Raw genomic sequence first — 16,077 nt, 5'->3', positions numbered from 1 at the left:
ACGTAGTAAAATAAGTTATGGCTCAATAGACACTCGCAAATATAGACTAGGGTGTGTCATCATTTAGATAGCTAGGCTTAAAATGAGATAAATAGTAGTCAAATGAGGAAAAAATTGCAGAGAATATAGGTATATTCATAATATTTTTGACGATATTTGACAAGATTTAGCCATTTTAAGACCGCTAAATGATTGAATAGGCTAATTGATGACACGCCCTAGCCCAACAGGAATTTTTATGATCAAAGTCACTAATATTCATAAAGCCTTCGGTGGCAATCAGGTGCTAAAAGGCATCGACTTGACCATCAATAAAGGCAAAGTGGTCGTAATATTAGGACCTTCAGGATCGGGTAAAACCACCTTTTTGCGTTGTTTAAATGCGCTAGAGATTCCTGATCAAGGTGTGATTGCTTTTGATGACGATAGCTTGAGCGTCGACTTTGCCACTAAACCAAGCAAAAAAACGCTACTAGCTTTACAGCGTAAGTCAGGTATGGTGTTTCAGTCTTATAACTTGTTTCCACATAAGACAGCCATTGAAAACTTGATGCTTGGGCCTACAGTGGTACAAGGGCAGAGCAAAGTACAAGCCCGTGAGCAGGCACTGGTATTACTAGAGAAAGTTGGACTGTCGGACAAAGCGGATCTCTATCCATTCCAGCTATCTGGTGGTCAGCAGCAGCGTATTGGTATTGCCCGTGCACTTGCTATTGAGCCGTCGCTGTTACTGTTTGATGAGCCAACCTCTGCACTTGACCCAGAGCTGGTACAGGATGTGCTTGAGACGATGAAGCAGCTCGCCTCTGAAGGTTGGACGATGGTCGTAGTGACTCACGAAATCAACTTTGCTCGTGACGTTGCCGATCATGTTGTACTGATCGAAGACGGTCATGTGGTCGAAGAAGGCAGTGCTAAGCAGCTATTTGAAGACTCAAAACACCCTCGTACGCAGGCATTTTTACAACGTATTGAGCAGTAAAAACGTTTGTTTGTGCGTAAGTAATAAAAAAAGAAACCCCAATCATGATGCTATGGTTGGGGCTTTTCTTATCGAAATAAATGGGACGTATCTCAAATGGACAGACAGTAAACTATGCCCTTTGTCGTTGTTTTAACCAGCGAGGTACGCGAGTGGCGGTACCATTTAACACAGCATTTAATAAAGCTGCTAGCAAGATAAGTGCCACGCCCAAATACTGAATCCAAGACAAAGATTGATGCAGTAATAGCATCGCGAGCGCAATCGCAGTCAATGGCTCAAAAATCGTAAATACCGATGCACGAGTGGCGGGCAGCTTTTCCAATGCTTTCATATATAGCCCAAATGGCACGACGGTTCCCAGCAGTGACAATCCCAAAACATAGCCCCAAGTCATTAAGGGCAGATCTAATAGCTGCTCATAAGTGTTATAGGTCTCAGGCAAGAGCAGTAGTACGCCAGCACTAATGATAATAGAGGTAAAAAATACCAAAGGGGCAGGGTGAGCGTAATGCATGGCGCGCTTGCCCAATACGCCATATAACGAATAACACATCCCTGCTGATAGACCGAGTAAAATCCCCCAGTTAACTTTTGCTTGCTCACCTAACATGGTTAAGCCTACGCCAAACACCGCCATCAATGCCAGTAACACTGATTTGCGAGTAATGGACTCACTCAGTAAGAATTTTGAGAACAATAAGCTAAATACGGGTGCGGTATAGAGTAAGGCAACGGCAGGGCCGGCACCAACGTAGCTTACCGCAAAAAAATAGCAGACCGACATACCAAGGACACCTATCAACGACTGCATCGCCAAACCAAGCCACTGTTTTGGCTGTAATTTGATAAGGTGTGGCCACAGTGTTGGTAGCATGGCTAAAATGATAAAGGCCGCCGTGACAATTCGTAATATGGTTACTTGCCAACCACTAAATCCAATTTGGTTTAGGTAAGTCGAGAATATACCCAACGTACCCCAGCAGATAGCAGCCGTGATGATTTGAATGGTGCCTAGCCATGATTGATGCGAATGGGTCGTCATTCCGTTGTCGATGTTTGCCATACTGTTTTCTTCTTACGATCTAAGTGACACAAGATGTTGTAAGATTGCTATTAATACAATCTCTCCAAGCAATACTGAAATAAGAAAAGACAACCTGATTAAAGGCTGTCTTTTGTTTATTCTTTTGAGTCTATCACTAAAAGATAATAAGTGGCTACTAGGTCGTGTGCCAAACTCAATCAATAGTTATTCAAATGGCTAAAAAATGGCTAGCGTTTGCTAAATAACCTAAACAATATCGAATAATTGGCTCATATCATATTTGTGTTCGCATCACTTTTTTATTTCTATAGTCTCTGTTAATCAATCCATAAAAAGAATGTTTGTTCTCGGAGAGTGTTTTGCTGAATAAAGCACACTTTTTCCACTTGGGTTCTCGGCAGATGATCCGTATCGGCTCCGCAATTTTTTGAGCGCTGTTTTATCCACTGAGTCTGCTCTTTTTTAAGATCAGCCGTCATATCTTCACCGTACAGGCGTCTGACTTCATTTCGCATTACTCTGTAGCTTTCATTTAATGCTTTATCAGACGTGTTATATATCTGATCAATCAGAGCAGCTTGTGATGCTAATGGCAGATAAGTCTCGTTTTCTTTGTAGGTGGCACTATAGGTATCGACTGTCCATTTACTTCTTATAGATATCTCATGGTTCGAGGTATCTATAAACCCGTCAAAATCTTCGCCTTCAAAAGTATAACCCTGAAATCGACACGGGGTCACGCCATCTTTACATAAGCTATGCTTGGTTTGCGCAGAGTAGTATTTGATAGCATAGGGCGACTTACTAGGTTCTGGTGTTGTCTGTAATAGCCGTTCTAAATCGGGAGCGACTAGCAGCATATTGTTGCAAGTGACGCTTCCTTCTGCACAGCTCTCATAAAGGTTAAGACGTTGACCTTGGATGTCCATGCCCATTGAAAAGTTTGCCTGTACAGGTGCTACAGCCGAGCTGACAGAGGTCATTAGCATTAAGCTTGAGAGCAACGCAGTATGTCTGAGTAAGCTGGAAGTATTTAGGCTTGAGGCAGACATGGAGACGGACATATAGGTTTATACCTGTAGCAAGAAGTTACTCAGCAACCGCTTAGCGCCTTCAGTGGCAAAAGATTCAGGGTGAAATTGTACGCCTTGAATCGGATAGTCTTTGTGCGCCAGTCCCATAATCTCATCGCCCGTCAGCGCAGACTCATCAAAGCTTAATGTCGCTCGCTCGTCATTGGCGACGACTGAGGTGATCGTCAGGCAGCTTGGGATCGTATCGGCTTTTACCACCAGTGAATGATAGCGCATGATTTCAAGCTCTTGCGGCAAGCCCTGATAAATGCCCTTACCATCATGACGAATCGATGAGATTTTGCCATGCATCGGCACACTGGCACGTACCACATCACCACCGAACACATGCGCAATGCCTTGCATACCCAAGCAAACGCCTAATAGCGGCACAGTTTTGCCTAGTGTTTCAATGACCTCGCTACAGATACCAAAGTACGCGGGATCGTCAGGGGAGCCAGGGCCAGGTGAAATGATAATTCTATCAAGATTCATCGCTTGCACATCTGCTAGGGTGATTTCGTTATTGCGTTTAACGATGACGCTGGCCTCTTTATCACTGTCTAAGGTTTGTAAAATCTCACCCACGTATTGGTAGAGATTAAAGGTAAACGAGTCGTAGTTATCAATAATTAAAACATTCATGGGTTATAAACTCTTTTGTAAAAATAGTGCTAGGTAAAATATGGTCAATTTATGCAGTACTTCTAGTAGCAATTATGATTGCATAAAGCTATCTAACACGACTTTCATCGCCGACAGTTTACGCTGAATCTCTAAGTACTCATCAGCTGGGTTTGAGTCGTAAACGTTACCGCCACAAGTTTGGGCGTAGGCAGACTCGCCATTGATAAACAGACTGCGAATAGGAATGGCAAAGATACAATCACCATTGAAATTGAACGAGCCTAATGCACCGCCATAAGCACCGCGACCATCTGGCTCTAGCTCATTAATGACTTTAATGGCTTCTACTTTAGGTGCGCCTGATAGCGTACCAGCAGGGAAGTTGCTGGCAAGCGCACTAAACATATCTTCGTTAGGATGCAGGATACCAACGATTTCAGAAGAAATATGCTGCACGTGAGAGAAGCGCTTGATATCCATCAGGCTACGTACTTTTACTGTACCAAAACGTGCCACACGGCCAATATCATTGCGATGCAAATCGACCAGCATATTGTGCTCGGCAATTTCTTTGTCATCGTTGAGTAAGGCGCGGGCAAGCTTACGGTCCTCTATTACATCGGCGCCGCGTTTAGCCGTTCCTGCGAGCGGATAGGTTTCCATTTCACCTTGACGCAAGCGGAATAGCAGCTCAGGCGAGGCACCAATGATGCACTGTTGCGCAAATTTCATAAAATACATATGCGGCGATGGATTGACGGCACGCAACTTTTCATAAATCGGCATTTTGTCACCGGCAATACGATATTTAGATTTAAAGCCTACTTCACACTGAAAAATACGCCCAGCGATGATGTCTTCTTTGACTTGCATGACGACATTGGCATGCTCTTCTTGGCTCATACCATCACCTAAAAATTCAACTTTAGGCGCTTCATAGCTAGGCGTTGGCTCATCGAGTAGGGCTTTGATTTGCTCGATACGGTTTTCTTGTTGAGCAGTTGGGTAATAAAAGTAGAAAATCTCCCCAGTCATCTTATCTAGGGTCAATCCATCTAGATACACGCCAAATTTAAAGGGTTCAAAGTCTTCGCTGGCTTTTGTATTGAGGCTAGGTTCAAAGAAGTTCACGCAGTCATAACCCAAATACCCGACCAGACCACCGCTTTGATCGCGAGCGATGACATGCTGCGGTGTTATATCACGCAATAGCTGATAAGGATTGTCGGTTTGATAATGACTTACCTCAGCAGTTTTATTATCGGTAATCGCAAGCGTTTTGCGATCTAATGCGGCGATAGTCGTCACAGGGTCAAAGCCGATCGCATGATGGCGCGAGATATGGCTGTCTTCGCCCAATGATTCGAGCAAATAGCAGGTATCAAACGCGCTTTCGATACGTTTGAATAATGCAAAAAAATCGATATCTTGCGTCAGTTTGATACGTTGTGGTTTGCTCGGGATATCGATAGGAGCAGGTTTGGTCTGTGTGCGAGTACTAGAGGTCATAACAAAGTCCGAAATGGTTCAAATATGTGTTGATTAATAAGTGTGAGAGTTGTCAGTAAAAAGCTAGATAGTAACGTTCAAAGGGTTAAGAGCAGTCTCTATGTGTGGCTAGTAACGCGCTGACATCATGGCTTTGCTTGGCCTTGGCACCGCGAGAGACAGTGGCGATACCAACACCTAATTGCTCAGAGATATCACGCTGAGTGATGCCACGATCTAGCAAGTCAAAAATGCGAATACGATTGGCGATGTCATGCTGTTCTTTATCGGTCAGCAAGGCACTGAGCAGCTTTTCGATATCTGCGCTATCAGTACAGTTGGTCAAATGTTTCACTAAGCTCTGATAAGGATCGGTAGTCATAATAGGTCATCTTAGCCAAAGAAAATAGATAGGTCGCTTGTTGAGCGATTTTTCGCTGAGAACCATCTTGTTTCAGTATTCTAGTACAGTAGTACAAGAAATACAAGTGATAAGTTGAGTTAATAGCAGGCTGCTGTAGAAGTGATGATTTTTAAGCCTTGTTTATACAGATTCAACTCGTAGTCATTGTCATATTTGATAGCATATTTATAGTTGGTACCAAGCGTTGCTGTGTTTCCTTGGCATACTAAGCACTAGAATTGAGAATGTATAATATTAATTATTGCCAAATTGTTAATACTTAGTTATTATGCCTCTCATTATTTAAACGCTAATTATTATCATTAACATTAATCATGTTATTCGCACGATGAGTTAAGTGTTTTAATGTATTTAATCTTCTGGTGGGCACTATTTTAAAGGTTGTTTGACGATAGCCCTCAAAAATAATTCTAAAAATTCTAATTTCTGACAGTAAACAAAGTGAGTAAATGTGTTATGCGCGAAGTAAAGTTATCTAGTCAATTGACAGTATTGTCTATCGGTGTCGCCGCTGTATTGTGGACGCAAGCTGCCAGTGCCGCAACGGCAGCAGATATGCCAAACACAACATTGCAGACTATCACTGTAACAGCAAATAGCTCAGTACGTGACGCTGTACAAGAAGACTCTGTCTACATAGATGACTACACCCCAGCTGCACAAGCCAGCCATTTGAGCGATTTTCTGGACGTTGTGCCAGGGGTAAGCGTGGGCGGTACCTCATCGGTCAACCAACGTATTCGTGTACGTGGTCTTGATGATACCAACCTAAAAGTAACGATTGATGGCGCACGTCAAGAAGGCGCGTTGTTCTACCATATGGGTGATGTCACTATTGATCCAGATCTGCTAAAACAAGCAGAAGTCGCTGTTGGTAATAACTCGGTGACGCTAGGTAATGATGCTCTTGGCGGTGCGGTTGCTTTTGAGACAGTCGACGCGGCAGATTTGCTTAAACCTAACCAAAAAATCGGTGCTAAAGTCAATGTGGGTTATGGTAGTAATAATGACGAACTATTGACTTCAGCTACAGTATTCGCTGCCCCAACTGATAATATTGATCTACTTGCTTACTATGGTAAGCGTGATACTAGTTCGGGTGAAGATGGTAAAGGTCGTGAGCTTTTCGAAGATAGCGAAAGCGAAAATATTCTATTGAAAGCAGGTGCTAATATTGCTGATGCTCATCGCATTGGCGCAAGCTTTAGTCGTACTGAAAAAGATGGTATTTTTCCATTCCGCCCAGACTTTCCTAGCCTGTCCGATGAGCGAATACCGCAAAACATAAGCAGAGATACTTATACACTCGATCATACTTATAATCCTGTAAATCAGCTGATAGATGTTGATACCACCATCTATCAAACAGAGACACAAATATTACGTGATTCTGACAATGTGGGTAATTTTGACTTTGATGCTCAAGTAAAGACTACAGGCGGTAAAGTACAAAACACTAGTATCATCGATAGCAGTATCATCAATGGTGTACCAGGGGTTCATAAGTTAATCGCTGGGGTTGAGCATTACAAGAAAGAATCAGAAATGATTCGTGACGGCGCTGCGGCAGGCAGTGATGAGGCAACCAATACTTCTGTATATTTAGAAGACCAATGGCAAATGGGTAAACTGTCCTTAACGCCAGGTGTGCGCTATGATCGCTACGAATCTCCAGAGTTTGTCTCTGGTGGCAAAACGTATGACAACGTCGTCGGTGCACTGGCTGCCAGTTATGAGATTGCCCCGCGTACCCAAATATTCGCGAGCTATACTCAGTTATTTAACGGTCCAGACTTAAGCCAAACTGTTTTTAATGATGACGGAGCAGAGACTTATGCCAATAAAAATCTAAAAGCGGAAGAAGGTTCTAACGCTGAGGTTGGTATTGCGACGACATTGCGTGGTTTAACGCTTGCTGATGATGCTCTGCAATTGAGTGGTAAGTATTTCGTAACTGATATTGAAAACTATCAGCAATTTATTAGAACAGGGAATCGAGAAGGTCGATATGGTCTAAACTGTACTACTGGTGAACGTGGCTCTGAAGGTAACCTACAAGACTGCCAAGGTACAATTAACAGCGATGAAGACTACGAAATCAAAGGGGTCGAACTAGCAGCCAATTATACGACTCGTGACTTTGGTATGGGGCTAAGTTATTCGCGTGCTCGTAGCGAAGGTGATAAGACAGGCGATAGTATTCCATCAGTCAGCGGCGGTAGTGCGGACTCGGGTGATCGTTACATGGTAAACTTAAATTATGCACCAACTGATATCGTTGATCTAGGTTGGCGCAGTACTTATGTGTCATCAATTACAGATAATAATCAAGATACTAAGCCAAGCTACGATGTTCACGATATTTTTATGACTTATACGCCAACTCAGATCGAAGGTATTAAAGCGACTTTAGGTGTATACAATATCTTTGATGAAACTTATGCTAACCACTCATCTCGATTAAGCTCAACCAGTGATGCTGCTACTGATTTCGACATGGGACGTAATATCAAAACGTCTTTAACTTATCAGTTCTAATCTAGCTTATCGAATTTAAATCTAATCGTACTTATAAAGTCAGCTGTCTTACACGGGAGCTGGCTTTTTTTGCGAGATTTTTGAGAGTGCGATTTATCGAAGAGTAGATGTTAAGTTGCTCGTTTGGTAGAAGGTGAGGCTACCGTATAAATAGCATATGAGTTAAATCGTATGCGAGCAATACGCCAATACTCTAAACAACAGCGAGCTATCATCGAAGCTCATTTATATCTCTCAAATTATCAGGAAATAATTGTGAGTGAATACGGGCATAGAGTAAGTAAACGTCGAAATTCTGGATTTAACGCATAATGTTTCTGACTGGCCGAATTATCATATTGGAAATATCGACAAGATTTGACAGGGTAGCGATTATACAACTGAAACTATCAGGCATTTCTATAAAGATATTAAGCATTAATTAAACCGTTAACTAAACCAAATATAAGAATGCAAACATTAATGATAATAATTATCATTAATGTTTGCATTCTTATATTTAACTTGCTAAAGTGTGTTTCGCTCATTACAGAACAGTTAATGGCCCTTTGCTCTATTCTATTTATAGAGACTTTTTTACGCTAAATATTTAATTCATTGGCTAATTAATGACAGTTACAGCGTCATCAAACTTTTAACCCTACTCAGTACATACCCTTATTCGTTTACTCTCAATAGCTAAGCCGCTTGGCGATATTTTAGTCATGTTTTTATAACACATATATTTACGGACACGTCTATCCGACAATCGTATGTCAATTTTAGACGTTTATTTATGTGTACTTGCACCGAGAATGCATCCGAAGCATTGCATAAAAAGTGGCTAAAACCATTCACTGACGATGAGATAAACAGGTATTAACGAAATTGTGCGCTTCAAGGAATATTACTTATGTCAAACCAATCAGGTTGCTCTGATTTCTCAGTCATCACTTCTCCAAAAAAACTTCAACGCGTCGTGACTGGTAAGCTTTTACTAAGTATCGCTGTGACTTCTATTCTTAGTAGTACAGCCGTTGCTGCCGAGGGTGATGACAATATGATACAGGGAGCAAGTGGGCAAGAAGCTGTGCCTACAGCCACATTGGATACAATTGTGGTGCGGGCAGCAAGGGACGAGCTAGAACAAGCGGCAGGGCTGTCTATTATTAGTGAAGAAGCCATCGAAAAAGCATCAGTTTCTAATGATATCTCGGAAATTGTACGTAAGATGCCAGGTGTGAATTTGTCGGGTTCATCAACGTCAGGTCAGCGTGGTAACCAACGTCAAATTGATTTGCGTGGTATGGGACCAAACAATACACTTATCTTAATCGACGGCCGTCCTGTCACTTCTCGCAATTCCTCACGACCTAGTCGTGGGAGTGAGCAAGACACGCGTGGTGACTCGCAGTGGGTACCACCAGGCGCTATCGAAAGCATCGAAGTATTGCGTGGTCCAGCAGCAGCCCGTTATGGCTCTGGTAGTATGGGCGGTGTGGTAAATATCATTACTAAGAGCCCGACTGAGCCAGAGTTTTCTATCAGTGGTCACTATGAGGCACCAGAGAGCGATCTAGAAGGCAGTAGCTGGCGTACCAATATCAATATGGCAGGTGCCTTGACAGATAAACTGTCCTCTCGTACGACCCTTGGATATCATGATAGTGAAGCAGATGACCCGTACATCAATGCAGCAGAAGCGCTAGATGACTCAGTAGCAGCAGGTACTGAAGGTGTCGAAAATATCGACGTGCGCCAAGTATTTGAATACGCGATGGATGCGATAAATACTGTCGGTTTTGAAGTGAACTATAGCCGTCAAGAAAACCGCTGGGCGGGTGACTCGTTGTTCCAATCAGTGAATGAAACGTTGATAGACGAATTAGACGGCGAAACAACGAGTAAAATGCAACGCTATGGCGCGGCGATCACGCACCGAGGTGAGTATGATGATGCTAGTAGTAACAGTTTTGTAGAGTATACTCGGACAGTTAATGAGCGTCTGGGTGAAGGCAGTGCGGGTGGCGGTGAAGGACAGATTGTCATACCTGACGACGGAGAGGCGTTTGAGTGGACAGAGGCGACTTACGATACGCTGAATGCTAAATCAGAATGGGATATTTACTTTGATCGTCATACCTTGACTGCTGGTGCAGAGTTCCGCGGTGAAAAGCTGGATAACCCTGTGGTATCTGATATGACATTTGAAGATGGTTTTGAGTTTGGTGATGTAGAGACCGATCCTGACAAGCGCGATCCGACCTCAGATGCCTACCTCGTCGGTGCTTATTTAGAAGATAACTATGAGATCACGCCTGATTGGTATGTCACGCCAGGCTTACGTTTTGACTATCATAGTGAAGCTGGCAGTAATTGGTCGCCTAGTATCAATACTACTTGGCACTTTAGTCCTGATTGGTCAGTGAAAGGCGGCGTCAGTCGTGCGTTTAAAGCCCCTTCATTATATCAGCTTGATCCAAACTATATTTACTATACTGGTGGCAATGGTTGTCCATCTTGGGTACCTCTTGATGAAAGAGGTTGCCACGTATTAGGGAACCCTGACCTAGAAAATGAGACATCTTGGAATAAAGAGATCACCTTTACTTATGATGATGGTACTGGACTGAATGCAGGCTTGACTTATTACCATAATGCCTATGATAACCGCATTGGCGCTGGTACGGATCGTGTGGCGGTAGATACAGCGACAAATCGTTCTATCTTTCAATGGGACAATCAAGGTGAAGCAATTGTCGAAGGTTTAGAAGGTTTTGTACAAGTACCAGTCACTGACAAGGTTTCGTGGTCTACCAATATCACCAGTAACATCCGCTCAGAGCGAAAAGACAATGGCGAGCCATTATCACTCATTCCTAAGTTCACTGTAAACACGGGTGTGGATTGGGATATTACGCCTCGCTGGAATGCCGACTTTGATGTGAGCTACTACGGCACGATTGAAGCCCCTACGATTTCAGTTACGACTGGAGAAGATAGTGGTGACCCGTTGCTTGATCGCGAACCGTATGCCATTGCCAACGTGAGCACTCGCTATGATTTGACAAAAGCGATTACTGTTGGAGCTGGTATCAAAAACTTGTTTGATGAGGGTGTTTATCGTGAGGGTACCGCTACGAACGCAGGTGCACGTACGTTCAATGAACCTGGTCGTACTTATGTGTTCGACGTTAGCGTTGATTTTTAGGAGGTAGACACAGGGTTTGTTAAGTTAGAAAAAGGTCTGAGCTATTTGCTTAGACCTTTTGCGTTGTTAGGGCAGGTTTTCATTTTTAAAATAAGCCCATGTCCCCGTAAATATTTTTAATAATTCAATAACTTACTATCACAATATAACAGCAGATTTATTTATGTCATTTAATTTTCGCTATAGCTGTCTTTGGATTCACCGTTATACGGGGCTCGCCATGGCAGTTTTTTTAATTATCACTGGTATTACTGGCACATTATTGGCATTTCATGACGAGCTAGACGATGTCTTCAACCATAAACTGGCTCAGGTTGAGAAACAAAACGCATCACATCTGCCTATTGCCGAGCTTCATGACAAGGTCATCAGTGCGTACCCTCAATATGCTTTTTCTAGCATGCCAACCTCGATAACAGCAGAGAGGTCAGCCGTATTTTCGGTAGATAGAGCACGAGGCAAAGCCGCCCAAAACCAACCAAAAGCACCGTTTCAACAAGTTTATGTCCATCCTTATACTGGCGATATCATTGGTACTCGTGATAGAGATGAGTGGGCATGGCACAACACCATGTGGAAAGTGTTTTGGTTACATCGCGATTTATTACTGGGTGATATTGGAAAATTGCTACTAGGGATTGTCGCGCTCGTGTGGACGATTAATTGCTTTATTGGCTTCTACTTAACATTTCCTAGAGCGATTAAGAAAAAAGCACAGAACCAAACCTCGCCTAAAAAACGCGCCTCCTTTTTGAAACGCTGGTTACCAGCGTGGAAAATTCGTACCAAAAGTAATATGTTTAAATTGAATTATGATCTACACCATGCTTTTGGGCTATGGTTATGGATCATGCTGTTTGTCATCGCGTGGTCTAGTGTTGGTTTTAATTTAAGAGAGGTCTATCAACCTGTGATGCATGCTGTCGTAGGGCTTGAGGGAAGAGGTGAAAGACAGGAGAACTCAAGAAAGCCATCAGAAAAAGCAGAGCAGGCGTCTGATGCAGAAACAGCGACTAGAGTTGAAGCTGTAAGCAATGAAGTTATCGATGTCGAAGCTGTTGATGTGGTCAACAAAGCCAATAGCATTGCTTATTTAAGTGAGCAGGCAAACATCGCTGCCCAAAGCAAGGGTATGCTAGTACGAGAGTTTTTAGGCATACGTTGGATTGAGGACGAGGGCCAATGGCAGCTGCGCTTTAAGACAGATAAAGACATTGGTAAAAAAGGCGGTGCATCATCCATCACGGTTAATGCAAAAACAGGTAGCGTTGAACAGGTGAACTTTGGCTATCAAAACTCATCATTTGGCAGTAAGACTAACAATTGGTTATTGACCTTACATATGGGTCATATTGGCCATGGCATCGGCCACTTACTGTATCAAATATTTTTAGCACTGGTAGGTTTGGCTGTGACAGTGTTGTCCATTACGGGCGTTTATCTATGGTGGAAAGGTCGACAGCAGCGACTTAAAGCAGCGCAAAAGCTTAAATAGATATTAAGACATAAAATTAATGTGCTCAGTATAGTGCTAGTACCAATGTACTGGCACTATATTGAGTTTTTTATTGCGTACTTGAGTCTAACCAGTCACTAAACCGTATCGACAATCACTGGACGACCCTGATGACTTAGGACAGTGACATCGACGTTATATAAATCTTTCATCGTCTCTTGAGTAATAACATCAGCAGGGCGACCAACAGCCGTCACTTCTCCTGCTTTCATCGTAACCACTGTATCGGCAAATTGTGCTGCTTGATTGATATCATGCAGAACGATGACCACGGTTTTCTGCTGATTGTGGCTCAGCTGGCGTAGCTCACGCATGAGTCGACCAGCATGATACATATCTAGGTTGTTCAGTGGCTCATCGAGCAATAGATAGGGCGTATCCTGGCAGACAATCATAGCGATCAGCACGCGCTGTCGCTGTCCACCCGATAGCGTTGACAAGAAACGCTCGGCAAGTGGCTCAAGCTCAAAGCGCTCGAGGATTTCCTGTACTTTTTGCTGATCGTCAGCGGTCGGTTGCCCTTGATGATAAGGATAACGACCAAACATCAGTAGCTCATGTACGCGTAGGCGCCCTTGCACATGGTTGTCTTGCCCAAGCATCGCGACCGTTTTGGCCAGTGTCCGCGCCTGACAGCTGACAATATCACGTTCCTCATTATCTACAGCGAAGCTCACCTGCCCAGATTGTAGCGGCTGCAAACGGGCCATGACAGAAAACAACGTAGACTTCCCAGCACCATTAGGCCCAATCAAAGCAATCACCTGCGCCGTTGGGAGGGACAACGTAATGTCATGCAGAATTTGTTGTTTACCAATATGGTGAGAGATATTATTTAGTTTAATCATAGTCAGTCTTATTTAAAAAAGTCTTAGGGTTTTCTCTATCAACAGGATCAGCTAAATAAACAATGTTAGCTAAGTAATCATAAAGAACGACGCTGAGACATAAATATCAATGCTAAGAACATCAATCCGCCCGCTAGCTCTATCACCACTGACAATACGCCTGCCATATCTAGCACTTGCTCAAAGAGTGTTTGACCCAGCACTAAGCAAATCATAGCGACCAAACTGACCAATATCAGCCGCTCGGTGTGATACATATGTCGAGCGATACGATTGGTCAATGCACAAACCAATAAACCAAAGAAAGTCACTGGACCGACCAGTGCAGTAGCCGTGGCAACCAGTACAGCGATGACAGTTAATAGACCAAAGGCCAGACGTTGATAGTTGATACCAAGATTGACGGCTTGTGCTTGTCCAAGCATCAATACATCGCACTGATAACGCCAGCGCCATACAAATATCGCGGTGATGGCACAGATAAATAAGCTGATACCTAGTAGCTGAGGGTTGACCGTATTGAACTGCGCGTAGCTGGCAGACTGTACGACCACAAAATCATCAGGGTTAATCAGCCGTGCAATGAGTGCTGATAAACTGCGAAATAACACGCCAAAGATAACGCCCACCAATATTAGCCGTGTCAGATCCTGACTGCTTTTAGAAAATAATAACTTAAACAATAATAAAGATGCCCCAAACATCAGGACAATCTCTAGCGTGAACTTGGCAATAGGATCGAGACTGGTAAAGCTAATCGCACCTAAAAAGAAAACCAGTAAGCTCTGCAACAGAACATAGAGTGAGTCAAACCCAAGTAGGGAGGGCGTTAGAATTGGATTGTGAGTCAACGTCTGAAACAGCAACGTCGACACGCCAATCGCATAGCCAACCACCATCAGTGCTAGCAGTTTTTTGCCGCGTAATGGTAGCGCAAAGTCCCAATAGCCATTGACATTGAGTGTCATAAACAAGGTCATCGAGATAAGTAGAATAATAGCTGCTATGGATTTTGGATGGGCAGCTATCCATGTCCAAAGCTTTGCCAACTGACTTTGGGCAGCGGCTGAATACTGACCATCTGCTGAAGATGAGTTATCTATCGCTGTGCTGGTTTTGGTAGCATCAGTCTTGGTAGAAGTAAGCTTAGTTGATGAGAACATACAAAAATCCTATGGTGCCAAGCTTATCTAATAAGGCAAAAAATGAACGACGGTAAGCGAGTGTTGAAAACTAATACACAGTTAGTGAACATAGTGCTACTGCTCAGCTGGTGCACGTAATAACAGCCATAAAAATAACACTGTACCAACCACACCAAAAATAGTGGCGACTGGCACTTCAAATGGATAGCGAATAGAGCGCCCGATAATATCGCATAGCAGCACGGCTGAAGCACCAAGTAGGGAAACTGCTGGCAAGCTACGACGTAACTTATCTCCCATTAGGCGACTCACAATGTTTGGCACGACCAGCCCAATAAAAGGAATCATGCCTGCAGTCACGACCACGACAGCGCTCATCATGGCTACCATACCCACGCCAATCCAAGTGACTTGACGCTTACTAATACCCAAGTTCAAGGCGATATTGTCACCCAAACCGACGATAGTCAGCTTGTCAGCAATAATATAAGCCAGCACACACAGTCCACCCGTCAGCCACAACAGCTCATAGCGCCCTGCCAATACGCCCGAAAAATCACCAAACTGCCACACGCTCAGCATTTGTAGTGATTCGGTTTGATAGGCGATGAAGGTAGTGACTGCTTCAATAATGCCGCCAAAGACAATGCCAATCAGTGGAATCATCAAAAAATCAGTGGGCGGTATTCGGTGAATGAGCAGCATAAATAGCATCATGCCAAAGACAGCAGCGATGGTTGCCACGCCCATTTTGACAATGAGCGCACTGGCAGGGAACAGCAGACTGACCACCAGCAAACCAAGTGCAGCGCTCTGAGTTGCACCAACCATAGATGGCTCTACAAAGCGATTTTTTAATATTACTTGGATAATCATCCCAGCCACTGCCATTGCAATGCCCGTCAAAATAATGGCGATGGTACGCGGTATGCGGCTCACCAATAGCAGCGAGCTATCAGAATTAGCACTCTGAGTCAGAAGACTCTGCAAGATACCTGACCACGAAAAGTCGGCCACACCAATAGATAAGCTCAATAACACCAAAAGCCCCATAAGAATGAGGCTTGCTGTATTGATGAACCATGGTGGTATGACAGTACGTCGATGTAACGCATTGCCAGTACCGCTCTGCCAGCTTGACGCTGATGGAGCAGTACTGGATTTGAGCCTAGCATGAGTACGGTGTGAAAATAACGAC

At 43.6% G+C, this 16,077-nt stretch carries 12 protein-coding genes; 4 read left to right on the top strand and 8 right to left on the bottom strand.

What is annotated here, in order from left to right:
* Positions 1–238: 238 nt before the first annotated feature.
* Positions 239–982 carry an amino acid ABC transporter ATP-binding protein gene (locus QL898_RS05210; protein ID WP_160022473.1) on the top strand — a complete coding sequence of 248 codons (744 nt, stop codon included), beginning with the start codon at positions 239–241 and terminating at the stop codon, positions 980–982.
* 112 nt (positions 983–1,094) lie between these two features.
* Here the strand turns inward: QL898_RS05210 and QL898_RS05205 are convergent, their stop codons facing one another.
* The 5 genes from QL898_RS05205 to QL898_RS05185 all read right to left on the bottom strand — a co-directional run bounded on the left by QL898_RS05205 (position 1,095) and on the right by QL898_RS05185 (position 5,600).
* Complete coding sequence (locus QL898_RS05205) at positions 1,095–2,048, bottom strand: EamA family transporter (RefSeq protein ID WP_160022475.1); 954 nt, start codon at positions 2,046–2,048, stop codon at positions 1,095–1,097.
* A 299-nt stretch (positions 2,049–2,347) separates the two neighbouring features.
* On the bottom strand, positions 2,348–3,082 hold the full coding sequence (locus tag QL898_RS05200) for a lysozyme inhibitor LprI family protein (protein ID WP_160022477.1): 735 nt from the start codon (positions 3,080–3,082) through the stop codon (positions 2,348–2,350).
* An 18-nt stretch (positions 3,083–3,100) separates the two neighbouring features.
* Positions 3,101–3,748: an aminodeoxychorismate/anthranilate synthase component II gene (locus QL898_RS05195; RefSeq protein WP_160022479.1), complete on the bottom strand. Its 648-nt coding sequence runs from the start codon at positions 3,746–3,748 to the stop codon at positions 3,101–3,103.
* A gap of 72 nt (positions 3,749–3,820) precedes the next feature.
* Entirely contained in the window at positions 3,821–5,239 is a 1,419-nt protein-coding gene (locus QL898_RS05190) for an anthranilate synthase component I family protein (protein WP_160022481.1), read from the bottom strand.
* Between the two features lie 85 nt (positions 5,240–5,324).
* Complete coding sequence (locus tag QL898_RS05185) at positions 5,325–5,600, bottom strand: Trp family transcriptional regulator (RefSeq protein ID WP_114700514.1); 276 nt, start codon at positions 5,598–5,600, stop codon at positions 5,325–5,327.
* Positions 5,601–6,098: 498 nt separating this feature from the next.
* Between QL898_RS05185 and QL898_RS05180 the strand changes: the two genes are divergently transcribed.
* From QL898_RS05180 to QL898_RS05170, 3 genes are all read left to right on the top strand, one after another.
* Complete coding sequence (locus QL898_RS05180; protein WP_290176035.1) at positions 6,099–8,180, top strand: TonB-dependent receptor; 2,082 nt, start codon at positions 6,099–6,101, stop codon at positions 8,178–8,180.
* An 892-nt stretch (positions 8,181–9,072) separates the two neighbouring features.
* Positions 9,073–11,370, top strand: a complete 2,298-nt coding sequence (locus QL898_RS05175; RefSeq protein ID WP_290176034.1) for a FepA family TonB-dependent siderophore receptor — start codon at positions 9,073–9,075, stop codon at positions 11,368–11,370.
* A gap of 163 nt (positions 11,371–11,533) precedes the next feature.
* Positions 11,534–12,865, top strand: a complete 1,332-nt coding sequence (locus tag QL898_RS05170; protein WP_290176033.1) for a PepSY-associated TM helix domain-containing protein — start codon at positions 11,534–11,536, stop codon at positions 12,863–12,865.
* Positions 12,866–12,963: 98 nt separating this feature from the next.
* Here QL898_RS05170 and QL898_RS05165 read toward each other — a convergent pair whose 3' ends face one another.
* The 3 genes from QL898_RS05165 to QL898_RS05155 all read right to left on the bottom strand — a co-directional run bounded on the left by QL898_RS05165 (position 12,964) and on the right by QL898_RS05155 (position 15,932).
* Positions 12,964–13,734 (bottom strand): ATP-binding cassette domain-containing protein, encoded by a 771-nt coding sequence (locus tag QL898_RS05165; protein ID WP_290176032.1) that lies wholly within the window; start codon positions 13,732–13,734, stop codon positions 12,964–12,966.
* Between the two features lie 77 nt (positions 13,735–13,811).
* Positions 13,812–14,897, bottom strand: a complete 1,086-nt coding sequence (locus QL898_RS05160; RefSeq protein WP_290176031.1) for an iron chelate uptake ABC transporter family permease subunit — start codon at positions 14,895–14,897, stop codon at positions 13,812–13,814.
* Between the two features lie 96 nt (positions 14,898–14,993).
* Complete coding sequence (locus QL898_RS05155; protein WP_290176064.1) at positions 14,994–15,932, bottom strand: iron chelate uptake ABC transporter family permease subunit; 939 nt, start codon at positions 15,930–15,932, stop codon at positions 14,994–14,996.
* Positions 15,933–16,077: the final 145 nt, after the last annotated feature.

This window comes from Psychrobacter sp. APC 3279 (assembly GCF_030407795.1).
Lineage (GTDB): Bacteria > Pseudomonadota > Gammaproteobacteria > Pseudomonadales > Moraxellaceae > Psychrobacter.
The sequence above is the reverse complement of the archived record's forward strand: the minus strand, read 5'-3'. Positions and strand labels throughout refer to the sequence as shown.

Excerpts from the sequence above, each read along its gene's own strand:
- QL898_RS05210 (WP_160022473.1), top strand. The coding sequence starts at position 239 with ATGATCAAAGTCACTAATATTCATAAAGCCTTCGGTGGCAATCAGGTG.
- QL898_RS05205 (WP_160022475.1), bottom strand. The coding sequence starts at position 2,048 with ATGGCAAACATCGACAACGGAATGACGACCCATTCGCATCAATCATGG.
- QL898_RS05200 (WP_160022477.1), bottom strand. The coding sequence starts at position 3,082 with ATGTCTGCCTCAAGCCTAAATACTTCCAGCTTACTCAGACATACTGCG.
- QL898_RS05195 (WP_160022479.1), bottom strand. The coding sequence starts at position 3,748 with ATGAATGTTTTAATTATTGATAACTACGACTCGTTTACCTTTAATCTC.
- QL898_RS05190 (WP_160022481.1), bottom strand. The coding sequence starts at position 5,239 with ATGACCTCTAGTACTCGCACACAGACCAAACCTGCTCCTATCGATATC.
- QL898_RS05185 (WP_114700514.1), bottom strand. The coding sequence starts at position 5,600 with ATGACTACCGATCCTTATCAGAGCTTAGTGAAACATTTGACCAACTGT.
- QL898_RS05180 (WP_290176035.1), top strand. The coding sequence starts at position 6,099 with ATGCGCGAAGTAAAGTTATCTAGTCAATTGACAGTATTGTCTATCGGT.
- QL898_RS05175 (WP_290176034.1), top strand. The coding sequence starts at position 9,073 with ATGTCAAACCAATCAGGTTGCTCTGATTTCTCAGTCATCACTTCTCCA.
- QL898_RS05170 (WP_290176033.1), top strand. The coding sequence starts at position 11,534 with ATGTCATTTAATTTTCGCTATAGCTGTCTTTGGATTCACCGTTATACG.
- QL898_RS05165 (WP_290176032.1), bottom strand. The coding sequence starts at position 13,734 with ATGATTAAACTAAATAATATCTCTCACCATATTGGTAAACAACAAATT.
- QL898_RS05160 (WP_290176031.1), bottom strand. The coding sequence starts at position 14,897 with ATGTTCTCATCAACTAAGCTTACTTCTACCAAGACTGATGCTACCAAA.
- QL898_RS05155 (WP_290176064.1), bottom strand. The coding sequence starts at position 15,932 with ATGGGGCTTTTGGTGTTATTGAGCTTATCTATTGGTGTGGCCGACTTT.